Annotated in this window: 11 protein-coding genes and 2 pseudogenes; 8 read left to right on the top strand and 5 right to left on the bottom strand. The window is 62.7% G+C overall.

Annotation, left to right across the window (positions count from 1 at the left end):
- Positions 1-105: 105 nt before the first annotated feature.
- On the top strand, positions 106-201 hold the full coding sequence (locus QA640_RS46935; protein WP_283043887.1) for a hypothetical protein: 96 nt from the start codon (positions 106-108) through the stop codon (positions 199-201).
- Positions 202-479: 278 nt separating this feature from the next.
- On the opposite strand, the gene QA640_RS46940 is transcribed toward QA640_RS46935, so the two are convergent.
- Entirely contained in the window at positions 480-1,628 is a 1,149-nt protein-coding gene (locus tag QA640_RS46940) for an ABC transporter substrate-binding protein (protein WP_283043300.1), read from the bottom strand.
- Positions 1,629-1,821: 193 nt separating this feature from the next.
- Between QA640_RS46940 and QA640_RS46945 the strand changes: the two genes are divergently transcribed.
- Both QA640_RS46945 and QA640_RS46950 read left to right on the top strand, forming a co-directional pair.
- Positions 1,822-2,610, top strand: coding sequence for a helix-turn-helix transcriptional regulator (locus QA640_RS46945; RefSeq protein ID WP_283043301.1), 789 nt, complete (start codon positions 1,822-1,824; stop codon positions 2,608-2,610).
- A gap of 57 nt (positions 2,611-2,667) precedes the next feature.
- The gene (locus QA640_RS46950) at positions 2,668-3,843 is read left to right on the top strand and encodes a cytochrome P450 (protein ID WP_283043302.1); all 1,176 of its coding nucleotides are present in this window, start codon (positions 2,668-2,670) and stop codon (positions 3,841-3,843) included.
- Between the two features lie 374 nt (positions 3,844-4,217).
- On the opposite strand, the gene QA640_RS46955 is transcribed toward QA640_RS46950, so the two are convergent.
- Genes QA640_RS46955 through QA640_RS46965 form a run of 3 tightly spaced genes read right to left on the bottom strand, consistent with a single transcriptional unit; the run spans position 4,218 to position 7,024 of the window.
- Positions 4,218-5,429: an ABC transporter substrate-binding protein gene (locus QA640_RS46955; RefSeq protein WP_283043303.1), complete on the bottom strand. Its 1,212-nt coding sequence runs from the start codon at positions 5,427-5,429 to the stop codon at positions 4,218-4,220.
- Positions 5,430-5,479: 50 nt separating this feature from the next.
- Positions 5,480-5,803 (bottom strand): 2Fe-2S iron-sulfur cluster-binding protein, encoded by a 324-nt coding sequence (locus tag QA640_RS46960; RefSeq protein ID WP_283043304.1) that lies wholly within the window; start codon positions 5,801-5,803, stop codon positions 5,480-5,482.
- A gap of 12 nt (positions 5,804-5,815) precedes the next feature.
- Complete coding sequence (locus QA640_RS46965; protein WP_283043305.1) at positions 5,816-7,024, bottom strand: cytochrome P450; 1,209 nt, start codon at positions 7,022-7,024, stop codon at positions 5,816-5,818.
- A gap of 83 nt (positions 7,025-7,107) precedes the next feature.
- On the opposite strand from QA640_RS46965, the gene QA640_RS46970 reads away from it, so the two are divergent.
- The 3 genes and pseudogenes from QA640_RS46970 to QA640_RS46980 all read left to right on the top strand — a co-directional run bounded on the left by QA640_RS46970 (position 7,108) and on the right by QA640_RS46980 (position 8,947).
- Positions 7,108-7,614, top strand: coding sequence for a MarR family transcriptional regulator (locus tag QA640_RS46970; RefSeq protein WP_283043306.1), 507 nt, complete (start codon positions 7,108-7,110; stop codon positions 7,612-7,614).
- Positions 7,615-8,082: 468 nt separating this feature from the next.
- Positions 8,083-8,208 carry a hypothetical protein gene (locus QA640_RS46975; protein ID WP_283043308.1) on the top strand — a complete coding sequence of 42 codons (126 nt, stop codon included), beginning with the start codon at positions 8,083-8,085 and terminating at the stop codon, positions 8,206-8,208.
- A 498-nt stretch (positions 8,209-8,706) separates the two neighbouring features.
- Positions 8,707-8,947 (top strand): annotated as a pseudogene (locus QA640_RS46980) (hypothetical protein).
- Positions 8,948-9,482: 535 nt separating this feature from the next.
- Here the strand turns inward: QA640_RS46980 and ggt are convergent.
- Positions 9,483-11,189 (bottom strand): gamma-glutamyltransferase, encoded by a 1,707-nt coding sequence (gene ggt, locus QA640_RS46985; protein WP_283043309.1) that lies wholly within the window; start codon positions 11,187-11,189, stop codon positions 9,483-9,485.
- Here ggt and QA640_RS46990 point away from each other — a divergent pair.
- Positions 11,101-11,307, top strand: a complete 207-nt coding sequence (locus QA640_RS46990) for a hypothetical protein (protein WP_283043898.1) — start codon at positions 11,101-11,103, stop codon at positions 11,305-11,307. The genes ggt and QA640_RS46990 overlap by 89 nt on opposite strands.
- Before the next feature lie 323 nt (positions 11,308-11,630).
- Positions 11,631-11,833 (top strand): annotated as a pseudogene (locus tag QA640_RS46995) (hypothetical protein); the annotation flags it as partial.
- Positions 11,834-11,863 lie beyond the last annotated feature (30 nt).

An 11,863-nucleotide genomic window follows, 5' to 3' on the forward strand; every position in this document is an offset into this window, starting at 1 on the left:
ATGAATCGTCGCTGCCATTTTTGCATCCATTGGCACACGCGAGGAGTTAAAATATCAAGAAGATAGCAGTTGCCGGCAGCGGTGTATCCTGGAAGCCAGATTGCCATGCAAACGGCCTTTCATGGCTACAAGGTTTCGCTCTACGATATTAGCGCTACAGCGCTAGACAAGGCCAAGCATACGCTACGAGGCGCTTGGTGAGCGATATCGCACGGCAAGGACAGCAGGCCATCCTGCCGCGCCTTCAAGGACCGAGACGACGTAGGCTGCGAGTGTGAACACCGCGCAAAAGCAGTCGCGATTTTGAAATCTCGTCGGGCAAGTGCGACGAGGATCCATATTGGTGATGGTGCTGACCAGTGCGACCGTCCTCGGACCCGACGTTCCGAAGCTTCAAGGCGCGGCGGCTTCGAAGATTCTAATGGGCCACCTTAGTTGGGCGGCGCATGCAGGATGCAGCCGACCGGCCTCCGCTCGTACTACCGCGCGAGCCGAAACTTTCCGCCCTCGACCTTGATCAGGAACGCCGACCGGGCGTCATAGCCATTGTGGTTCTGGGGGCTCATCGTCGACACCCCGTTGTTCAGGTAGACATCCCTTACCCGCTCTAGTGCATCACGCAGCGCGATGCGGAATTCCGGCGTGCCGGGTTTCGCAATTGTCATCGCATCCGGTGCAGCCTGCCTGACCAGCGTCATCGCGTCCCACAGATGTGCGGCGAAAATGTTGGGTCTGCTACCGTTCACCTTCTCGTAGGCCGCCACGAACTCATCACGCGCGCGGCGGAACGGATCTTCCGAGGCGAGGTCGTCGGCGATGGTGAAGGCCTCTCCGGCAAACACCGCACCTTCAACGTTGGCGCCGCCGAGCTTAATGAAGTCCTCGGTGGCGACACCGTGGGTCTGGTAGATCCTGCCTGCATAGCCGCGGGTTCGGAGCGCTTCCTGAGGCAGAACGGCCGGCGTACCCGCAGAGGCGATGAACACGGCGTCCGGATTGGTGGCGATCACCTTCAACGCCTGTCCGATGGCGCTGGTATCGGAACGGGCATAGACCTCGTGGGTCGTCACGGTAAGGCCAAGCCCCGGCGCGAGCCGAGACACTTCGGCGTAATAGCCCTCACCATAGCCATCGGAGACACCGATATAGCCAAGCGTCTTGACGCCGGATGCGGCGACATGCCTGAGGATCGCAGCCGCCATCAGATCGTCGTTCGGTACCACCTTGAAAGCCCATCTGCGGCGGTCGTCGATCGGCTGCACGATCGACGTGGCTGCGGCGAGGGAAACGATGGGGGTCTTTGACTCCATGGCGACGTCAATCATGGGCATGGTCACGGGCGTCAGTGACGACCCGATCAGGACGTCGACGCCGTCCTGGATTACCAGCCGTCGCGCGTTCTGCGTGCCCTTGGTCGGATCCGACTCGTCGTCAAGCGCGATGCAGACGACCTTCTCCCCGGCGATCTCCGCTGGCAGCGCGGCAATGGTTCGCATCTGCGGCTGGCCGAGCGAAGAGCCCGGCCCGCTGGCCGACACCACGACCCCCACCTTGATGTCCGCTTGCGCCTGCGACAGCAGCAGCATCGTGCTCGCAAGAACCCTCAGCCCGGCAGCAGCCAGCTTCATTGTCGCTCTCCTCCGCACAATCAATTCTTGTGATGCGCAGGCTCTTGGGGCCCAGCGCACCATACTTGGATTATCCGCCGCCTGAAGGCCTGCGTCTGTCCCCACGATTGGGGACAGTTAGCAACTGCAGCACCAGCGCGAGGCTTCAAAAGCCCCGATGCGGCTGATAGACTTCAAAAAACAGGAGGAAGCGATGACGGCGGACCCGCGTCCCACCGATGTGGCATCCGTGCTCGCGCCGTTAGTGCTGGCGATCGGCCGGCCGTCGTTCCCGAAGCTGCTGCTCGATGGCGTGCGGGATGCGGCTAATGTCGGCCATTGCATGGTCTTCGCTTTCGAAGGCCGCACCACGCGCTGTCCGCTCGGAATCGGAAACATCCAGATCGGGCCGGACCTGGGCGCGGCCTATGCCGAGCACTTCTATGCCGCGGATCCCAACCACGACACGCTGCTGCGCCAGCAGTCCTCGCCGCGGCCGATCCTGTTGCCGAGATTCTCGCCGCGCATGTACAGCAACACCTACCGGAAGCTGTTCTTCGAGGACGGCGAGATCGTCGATAAGAGCGCTACTGCGATCTGGGTGGCTGACATCTGCTTCTACCTGAACTTCTATCGGACGAAAGATCAGGGGCAGTTCACGTCGGCCGAGGCCGCCCGCCTCGCCGAGCTTGCTCCGGCGCTGGCGGCGATCGTGGCGCGACATTGCCAGGAGCAGGATGTTCCCGATCCGCGCACGCAGATCGAGCGACTGTTCGCGACGCGCGAATGTTTTATGACATTGACCCAGCGTGAGAGGGACGTGTGCCGGCGGATCCTGTCCGGTTACAGCACCGAGGCGATCGCGACCGATCTCGGGATCAGCCTGCACTCGGCATTCACCTACCGCAAGCGGGCCTATGAGAAGCTTGGCATCTCCTCGCAGAATGAGCTGTTCGCCATTGCGCTACGGCTCATCGCGCGGCCGCATTTCGGCTGTCCCTGACGACAGGGACAGACTTCCAGGTCGTGAGACGATACGCTCGCGCCCGGAGGACCGATCTTGAGCACAGCCCCCCGTATCGACGTCGACGTTGCCGCCTTCTGGCACGATCCCTATCCGACTCTGGCGCGCCTCCGCCGCGAGGCGCCTATTGCGTTTGTGCCGCAGCTCGGCAGCACACTTCTGTGCAGCCGGGACGACATTTATGTCTGCGAAAAGCAAATCGAGGTGTTCAGCTCGCACCAACCCGAAGGCCTCATGAACCGGCTGATGGGGCACAACATGATGCGCAAGGATGGAGACGCGCATCTCGCCGAGCGCAAGGCGATCTTCCCTGCCGTCTCCCCGAAGACTGTCAAGACGCACTGGACCACTCAGTTTCAGAGTCATGCCGACCGGATCCTTGACGCTCTGGTGCCTGCCGGGGCTTGCGATTTCGTGCGCGAGTTCGCGCTGCCGTTCTCGGCGGAATGCCTGAAATCGATCACCGGCCTCACCAACATGCGTTTCCAGGACATGAATGCCTGGTCGCAAGGCATGATTGACGGCATCGCCAACTACGTCGGCGATCCTGATGTCGATGCACGCTGCCGCGCGGCGACCTCGGGCATCGACGCCGCGATCGACGAGATGGTGCCACTGTTGCGCCGACAGCCCGACCAGAGCCTGCTCGGCGTCATGCTGGCCTGCGAGATGCCGATGGAGAGCATTCGCGCCAACATCAAGCTGGCGATCAGCGGCGGGCAGAACGAACCGCGCGATGCGATTGCCGGCACCGTCTGGGCGCTGATCACCCATCCGGACCAGCTCAGGCTGCTGATGGCCAGAGAGATTCCCTGGATGCAGGCGTTCGAGGAGTATACCCGCTGGATATCGCCGATCGGCATGTCGCCACGACGGGTGGCGAAGCCATGGACAGTGCGCAATGTCGACTTCGAACCGGAGGAACGGGTGTTCCTGATGTTCGGCTCAGCCAACCGCGACGAGAAGCACTTCTCGCGGCCGGATGAATTCGACGTCCGGCGCGATACCAGCAAGAGCATCGCGTTCGGTGCCGGGCCGCATTTTTGCGCCGGCGCCTGGGCGTCGCGGGCGATGGTGGCCGATGTCGCCCTGCCCGCCATCTTCACGCGGCTCGAACGCTTGCGCCTGATCGCGGACGAGCCGGCACGGATGGGAGGCTGGGCGTTCCGCGGATTGCTCAACCTGCCGGTGACGTGGGACCGCCCAGCCTAACGCATGTTGTGCCGGCCGCTCGACCGGCGCGACCTGCCCTATGAAGATCGCCAACCTCACTGCAGTTGCGGCCCGCCTGCTGGATCCGCCTTTATTTGAGCAAGTCCAGGCGCCCATTTCTGATATGGTGGCGGCAAAAGAGCTGCTTGACCCACCCGCGCTTGAGCCCAGGCAGAAGTCGCGCAGATCGCTATGTGCAGTGCTCTCGCAAACGCGAAATCCTGTCCGTTACCGTCGGCGCAGAGCCCTAGACTAGATCAGCGCAGATCCCGAGTCCGGCGCGGTCCGGTGCGATGAGCAGAGGCCGATCGATCTGCACAGAACTATCGCAACCGCTGTAAGGTGCGTGCTGGTCAACACCAAATAAAAGCCACCTACTTCACCAACTCGCACCCGCCTTCCGCCAGCGGACGGAACGCCTGATCGGCGGGAATGGTCGAGACCAGCTTGTAATAGTCGTACGGATATTTCAACTCCTCCGGCTTCTTCACCTCGAACAGGTACATCGGATGCACGACGCGACCGTCCTGGCGGATCGTGGTGTCACCGAACAGCTTGTCCTTGCCCTTGAACTTCTTCATCTCGGGCACGACCTGCTTCGCATTGTCGCTGCCGGTGGCGGCGACGGCGTTGAGATAAGCGAGCGTGGAAGCATAGACGCCGGCCTGGTTGCCGCTCGGCATCTTGCCGTTCATGCCGGGCCGCGCGGCAAAACGCTTGGCGAACGCGCGGGTATCGTCATTCATGTCCCAGTAGAAGGCTTCCATGAGCTGGAGACCCTGCGCGACCTTGATGCCCATGCCGTGAACGTCATTGATGAAGAGCAGGAAGGCGACGAGCTTCTGCCCGCTCTGCTGGATGCCGAACTCGGCGGCCTGCTTGACCGCGTTGATGGTGTCACCGCCCGCATTGGCAAGGCCGATGACCTGCGCTTTCGAGCTTTGCGCCTGGAGCAGGAAGGAGGCGAAATCGGAGGTGCCGAGCGGATGCTTGGAGGAGCCCAGTACCTTGCCGCCGTGTCCCTCGATGTATTTCTGCGCCTCCGCCTCGATGCCCTTGCCGAGCGCGTAGTCGACGGTCAGGAAATACCAATCCTTGCCGCCCCGCGACATCATCGCCGCAGCGGTGGTGTTGCCGGTCGCCCAGGCATCGTTGACCCATTGGATCGTGTTGGGCGAGCAGGCCTTGCCGGCGAGATCCGAGCTTGCCGTCGAGGACGCAAGGAATGTCATGCGGCTGTCGCGCAGCAACGCATTGATGGAGAGGCCGACGGCCGAGTTCGGCACGTCGACGATGGCGTCGACGCCCTCGACGTCGAGCCATTTGCGCGCGATGGCGTTGCCGACATCGGCCTTGTTCTGGTGATCGGCATAGACGATCTCGACCTTGATGTCCTTGCCGCCGCCGTTGAAATCCTCCGCCGCCATGCGCGCGGCCTCGACAGAACCCATGCCGTTGGTGTCCTGGAAGATGCCGGAGATGTCGTTGAGCACGCCGATGCGCACGACATTGTCGGATATCTCCGCGCTCGCCGCGCCGGTCACCAAGCTTGCGGCCAGTGCGAGTGTCCACCTCAGGTGCTTCATCATTCCCTCCCCTGTGTGTTGGTTGCCGGTCGTTGCCGGCATCTTGAGCATCACACCTGCCGCTCCGGCAGTCTCAGCACGAGCCCGTCGAGCTCGGGCGTGATAGTGATCTGGCAGGACAAGCGGCTATTCGGCCGCCGCTCGGCGGCGGTGCCGTCGAGCAGCGCGTCCTCGTCGTCGGCCATCACGGGCAGGCGCGCGAGCCAGCTCTCGTCGACATAGACGTGGCAGGTCGCGCACATGGCGTTGCCGCCGCATTCGGCCAGGATGCCGTCGAGGCCGTGACGGGTCGCGGCCTGCATGGCGCTCTCGCCGCCCGAGGTCTCGACGCGCTCGGGCTTGCCGTCGGGATGGATGAAGATGATGTCGGGCATCAAGGCTCCTCGTCAGGCCGGGGTGATGGTGACCGGCAGGCTGTCGAGCCCGCGCAGCGTGTTGTTGAAGCGGCGCTTCGGCTCGCCCGTGATCTCGATCTTCGCGATGCGGCGTGCCAGCGCCGTCAGCATCACCTCGCCTTCGAGACGGGCGACGAGCTGGCCGACGCACATGTGGATGCCGGAGCCGAAGCCGACATGGCCGGAGGTGCGGCGGGTGATGTCGTAGCTGTCGGGGTCGTCCCAGCGGCGGGGATCGCGATTGGCAGCGGCGAGGAACATCAGCACCTTCTCGCCCTCGCCGATTCGGGCACCGGAGAGTTCGACCTCGCGCGTGGTGGTGCGGAAGAAGGTCTGCACCGGGCTCTCGAAGCGCACCGCCTCCTCGAAGGCCCCACGGGCGAGCGAAGGATCCTCGCGCAGGCGCTGCCACTGATCGGGGAAGCGCGCGAGGCAATAGACGGCGGCGCCGATGCCGTTGACCGTCGTGTCGAGTCCGGCAGATAGCAGCGAGCGCACCAGCAGCGGCGCTTCGGTGGCCGTGATAGCACCCTCGTCGACCTGTGCGTGAATGCAGGCCCCGAAGCCGCCGGGCGCCAGATTCTCGCGCTGGCACTGCTCGGCAACATAGGCCTGATGCGGCGCCGATCGTTCGATCGCCTCCTGGCGCAACCGGTTGGGCGGGCCGAAGGCGTTGAACACGACGCTGGCATAGGGAATCAGATGCTCGCGTCCCTCCGGCTTCAGGCCGAGCGCATCCGGGAAAATTGACAGCGGGTAGGCCTCGGCAAGGTCGGTGATCGCGTCGAAGCTGCGCTTGTCGAGCAGCGCGTCGACCCGTGCTTCCGCCGCCGCGGCAAAGCGGTCGCGCACCTGCTTCATTACCGTCGGCGACAGCACTTTTGACAGCACGGCGCGCGTGCGGGTGTGCGCAGGCGGATCGGCCTCCAGGATCAGGCTCGGCGGCCGCCATGGCGTTTCCTTCTTGAAATCGGACAGACCGACGCCGCGGCTGGAGCAGAACGTCGCGGGATCGTTCAGCACCGCGTGGACCTCGGCATAGCGCGCCACGCCATAGACCTTCCATTTGTCGAGGTAGACCACCGGGCCCGCCTCCCGCAGCAGCTCATGGGCGGGATAGGGATCGGCAAAAAAAGTCATGTCGAAGGGATCGACGTCGAGATGCGGGACGCCCGATTCCGCGGAGCCGGATGCGGTCATGGAAGACCTCCCTCATTTTGAGCTTGTGAAAGGGCGGCGCATGCCCTTAGGTCTTTGTGTCCGCCGCGAGTCAGAATCCCGCTATGCCGCCGTCCTCGACCAGAGCCCGCCAGAAGTCTTCGCCCGTTGAGGCAGGACCGACGCTCGATCTCGAACGCTACGTGCCGGCGTTCATCACCTTCATCGCCAACAAGCTGTCGAACAGCGCGACCGCATTCTATCAGCGGGAGTTCGGCGTCAACGTCACGGAATGGCGGATCATGTCGCTGCTGGCGATCGAGCCGGGCATTCCGGCTTCGCGCATCTGCCACGTCATCGGCTTCGACAAGGGCCCGGTGAGCCGGACGCTGGCGGGTCTCGAGAAGCGCGGCCTGGTCTCGATCCGCACCGACCCGAACGATGGCCGCACTCATTCGATCGCACTGACGGCGAAGGGCCGCGCCACCCATGACAAGGTGATCGTCGCAGCGTTCGAGCGCGAGCGGCGGCTGTTGTCGTGCCTGAACGAGGACGAGCGTGAGGTCCTGATCGGCTTGCTGCGCCGGCTGCATGAGAATCTCGGCGCCGTGACGGACAGCAGCTTCAGCTGACGCACCGCACCGCGGCCGCACGCTGTCGCCACCTGGCATGCGGCCGTGGCTGCCTGCGGCCCCCTTCCTGCCGAGCATCATTTCCTCCGATATCGGACGCAGCGGTTCCTCCCTCTGTCGCCCTTGTTTTTAGTCGTTGCACAAGTTAGTTGCCGAAGCAACAAATAATTGTGCGGAATATACTCGTGTGCACACGCAGCAAATGACGCGACGGAGCATGACCTGACATCTCAGGGATAGTTCCGCGGCGCTATCGGCAGCGGTTTGTGAAAGCTGATAGTGCCTCCGTCTTGTTGCCGCGGTCGAGCGCCAGGAGGCACGCGCCGCGCAAGCGATAGATCTCGGGCAGGTAAGCACCTTCTGTCGCGTTGCTGACAGATGCATGACCTAGTCTCAAATGTTCTTTTCGCGGTCTTCCGATACCCGACCACCCGGTCGGCGGTGCTATTTCTGGAGAGGAAGCCCACAATGTTCAAGGGGGCCGCAGTCGCTTTACTGGTGCTGTTCGGTGCGGATCGTTTGCTGAACGGAAGTCAGGTCACGGACGGCGTCTCAACGATGCTGAGACAAATCGCGCGCGCATTCGGTATCTGAAGGTCATCACCGGAGATACCAGCGACCGAGCCGTTTCGTCTCACGGCGCGCTGCGTCTCACCGAGTCCGAGTCTCGAATTGAAAACGCTGGTGCTTGGTCCCAAGCGCCTGAAAGTGCTAGAATATCGCTGCGTTAACGGGTCTTGGTCAGATCGCGAATCGGTGGAGGCCATCGTGAAGATTGAGCGAGCACTGGCAATCGCAGCTCGAGCACGGGTCAGGCGGAACATTTTCATCCGCGCCCGCGCGACACAGCAGAATTAGGCTAATGACCCGATTGATACCCAAGCTAGCGCCGGACGACATCATTGAGTGGCCGCATGGCGAGCGCACAAAGGTCGTATGGATTTCGGAAGACGGCGAGCGCTTTCGCGTCGAGGGCCTACCGTCGTTGCTGCGGGCGGCAGACAGCTTTCGGGTAATCAGGAGAGGACGAATAGCCGTTCCGGATTGAGCGCGTTTAGGACGCTCTCGCCGGTAGCGCCAGTCCGAGGTGACATTGATAGTGACAATTGCGGATGGACGACTGCGCGCAAGCTGGTCGAACTCGCCGCCAGCATCGAGGCCGTGCAGGATAGGCGCATTTCACATCGAGAAGATCAACGCCCCGTTCCTCTACGCGCTCAAAGCCAGCGGGGCCGAGTTTGGCGCAGGGATCAAGCACGCGGTCGAAAAAGGCTGGTTGGGGCTGCACGAGAGCGGCACGTATGTCCGGCTCCTGAACGACGGCGCGTCTTAACCTTGTATGGGGCTTTCCCTGTCAAGGGTAAACTTCCCCACACGCTGCTCTCTATCCACTTGTCGAGTCGCTCCGGTTGGGTGTCAGCGAGGCGCTTCCTTGCATTCTCGGCATGAAGGGCCACCCTTTGCTTGGCCACGCTGAGCGGTCAATCCCTGCAGACCGCAATTGGCGCGCCTTTTGGCGCGCGGGATTGACGGCGAAAGCGCGTGCCGAGCGATAATGCGCCATGCCAAGAATGGCCTGGCGGCGAAGTTCACGATGTTCATCTTCACATGCCGTTTGGCCGTCGTCTCACCCGTGAGCATGACGTCACGTGTCATTGCGGTACATCGACGCGCAAGGACAGATCGCCTCGATACGGAACTGCTGCTGCGCGCCTTACTTGGAAGGCTCCGCGGCGAGAAGCGTCACTGCAGCATGGTCGCGATCCCAATGATCGAAGAGGAGGATGCCAAACGGCCGAACCGGGAGCGAGACAGCCTTCTTTGGCAACAAAATAGGTGGGTTACGCCTCGCTACCTACGCGTTCTCTTCAGTACCCGGCAGCTAGCCCCGAATTGCGGCGGGGATCGTTCGCGCCGTAGTAGCGGTTGTTGCCGACCTGCTTGCCGTTGAGTGACGGCGCACCGATGATGATGACCGCGAGATGGTTGGCCGGTTGCGGCGGGCCGAACTTGTGGCCCATGCTTTCCAGGATCTTTTGCGTATCCGGCGACAGGGCGTAGTTCTCGACGTTGGTCAGGTCCGGCAGCCATTGCTGGTGGATACGCGGCATGTCGACGGCTTCCTGCGCGTTCATGTCGTAGTCGATGGCGTTGATCATGGTCTGCAAGACAGCCGTGATGATGCGGCTGCCGCCGGGCGTGCCCACCACCATGACCGTCTTGCCGTCCTTGGTGACGATGGTCGGGCTCATCGAGGACAGCGGCCGCTTGCCGGGAGCGATGGCGTTGGCCTCGCCCTGCACCAGGCCGTAGAGGTTCGGCACGCCAACCTTGGCGGTGAAGTCGTCCATTTCATCGTTGAGTAGGACGCCGGTCTTGCCTGCCGTCACCTTGGCGCCAAACCAGTCGTTTAGCGTGTACGTCACGGATACCGCGTTGCCGTCCTTGTCCGCGATTGAATAGTGCGTGGTGTTGCTGCCCTCATGCGGCGCGACGCCGGGCTTGATGTCCTTGGACACGCCGGCCTTGTTCGGGTCGATCGCAGCACGGATCCTGGCCGCGTAAGCCTTGTCGAGCAGGCGGTCGAGCGGGTTCTTCACGAAGTCCGGGTCGCCCAGGTAGCTGTTGCGGTCCACATAAGCGTGGCGCATGGCTTCGATCTGGACGTGCACAGCCTGCGCGGAGTGATAGCCCATCTCCTTCAGCGGATAGCCCTCCAGGATATCCAGGATTTCGCAGATGATGACGCCGCCCGAGCTCGGCGGCGGCGCGGAGATCACATGGTAGCCGCGATAGTCGCATTCGACGGGTGCGAGCTCACGCGTCTTGTAGCCGTCGAGGTCTTCCTGCGTGATCAGGCCTTTGCCGGCCTGGCTCGACGCCACGATGGCGCTGCCGACCCAGCCCTTGTAGAAGCCGTCGGTGCCTTTGCTGCTGATCTCGCGTAGGGTTTTGGCCAGCTCGGATTGCACCAGCTTATCACCCACGTCGAACGGCTGGCCGTTGTTGAGGAAGATGGCGTTCGATGCCGGATCGTCCTTGAAATCGTCGGTCGCCGTGCGCAGCAGGTCGATGTCGCCCTGGTCGAGCGCAAATCCCTGCTCGGCGAGCTGGATAGCAGGGGCGATCAAGTCGGCGCGCTTCATGGTGCCGTACTTTTCGCGCGCATATTCCATGCCGGACACCGAGCCTGGCACGCCCACGGCGAGGTGCCCCTTGGTCGACGCGCCCTTGATGACGTTGCCGTCCTTGTCGAGATACATGTTGGCAGTCGCGCCCTTGGGCGCCGTTTCGCGGAAATCGAGGAACGTCTTGCGGCCGTCGGCGAGTTGGATCGTCATGAAACCGCCGCCGCCCAAATTGCCGGCCGCAGGATAGACCACCGCCAATGCGTAACCGACGGCCACTGCCGCATCGACGGCATTGCCGCCGCGCTTGAGCACATCCACGCCTGCCTGCGTCGCGAGATGCTGCGCGGAAACCACCATGCCGTTCTCTGTGGCAACCGGCGCAACCGACGCCGCCCGCGCTGGGCCGAACGTGATGAAGCTGATCGACACGATCGCGGTGACCATCCACCGCACGCCTGTTCCTGGATTTTGCAAGGGGCACTCCTCGGGATGGCCGGTGATCCCGGCGCATATCGTTGTGAAGGCGCGCACCCTAGCAGGTTGTGCCGTCGAGACCGAGTAAGAATTACTCGTTAGCGGCGTCAGGCCGGTGCGGGCCGGCCGATTGCGAGGGAAACCGTAAAGGGACGTTTGGCTGCTACCGCCTCCCCCCTGCAGTGAAATTACAGCAAGCGTCACATATGATATGATGGCTGCAGCTGATGATTTGCATCTAGAGGGCACTCTCAATCGCCAATCGCGTGCTGCCACTGCTTACGGTGCATGCGCAAGCCGCTGCGATCAGCGGACTAGGGGCGATGGAATACTCCTCCCTTTGAAAGTCCGCGACTTTGGCCGGATACTGGATCAAGGTCCTTGGCTATCAGCAATCCGAGGAGGGCGATCATGGCGATCCAGATCGTGATGGACCACACCGGCGACAGCCGTCATCCTTTCAACTCCGACGACGCGCAAGAACTGGCGAAGGCGGAGCAGCGGTTCTACGAGCTGACGAATATCGGTTTCACCGTAGCGGTCCGGATTGGTCCAGGTCAGGTCTCGCAGGTCCGATCGTTCGCCCGAACGCGGAAGAAACCGTCTTCTTCCCAGGCTGGTCGGCGGCTAAGTCGCCATTCCTG

This window comes from Bradyrhizobium sp. CB82 (assembly GCF_029714405.1).
Taxonomy (GTDB): domain Bacteria; phylum Pseudomonadota; class Alphaproteobacteria; order Rhizobiales; family Xanthobacteraceae; genus Bradyrhizobium.

Coding starts and splice junctions, on each gene's coding strand:
- QA640_RS46935 (WP_283043887.1), top strand. CDS start 106: ATGCAAACGGCCTTTCATGGCTACAAGGTTTCGCTCTACGATATTAGC.
- QA640_RS46940 (WP_283043300.1), bottom strand. CDS start 1,628: ATGAAGCTGGCTGCTGCCGGGCTGAGGGTTCTTGCGAGCACGATGCTG.
- QA640_RS46945 (WP_283043301.1), top strand. CDS start 1,822: ATGACGGCGGACCCGCGTCCCACCGATGTGGCATCCGTGCTCGCGCCG.
- QA640_RS46955 (WP_283043303.1), bottom strand. CDS start 5,429: ATGAAGCACCTGAGGTGGACACTCGCACTGGCCGCAAGCTTGGTGACC.
- QA640_RS46960 (WP_283043304.1), bottom strand. CDS start 5,803: ATGCCCGACATCATCTTCATCCATCCCGACGGCAAGCCCGAGCGCGTC.
- QA640_RS46965 (WP_283043305.1), bottom strand. CDS start 7,024: ATGACCGCATCCGGCTCCGCGGAATCGGGCGTCCCGCATCTCGACGTC.
- QA640_RS46970 (WP_283043306.1), top strand. CDS start 7,108: ATGCCGCCGTCCTCGACCAGAGCCCGCCAGAAGTCTTCGCCCGTTGAG.
- QA640_RS46975 (WP_283043308.1), top strand. CDS start 8,083: ATGTTCAAGGGGGCCGCAGTCGCTTTACTGGTGCTGTTCGGTGCGGAT.
- QA640_RS46990 (WP_283043898.1), top strand. CDS start 11,101: ATGCCGTTCTCTGTGGCAACCGGCGCAACCGACGCCGCCCGCGCTGGG.
- ggt (WP_283043309.1), bottom strand. CDS start 11,189: ATGGTCACCGCGATCGTGTCGATCAGCTTCATCACGTTCGGCCCAGCG.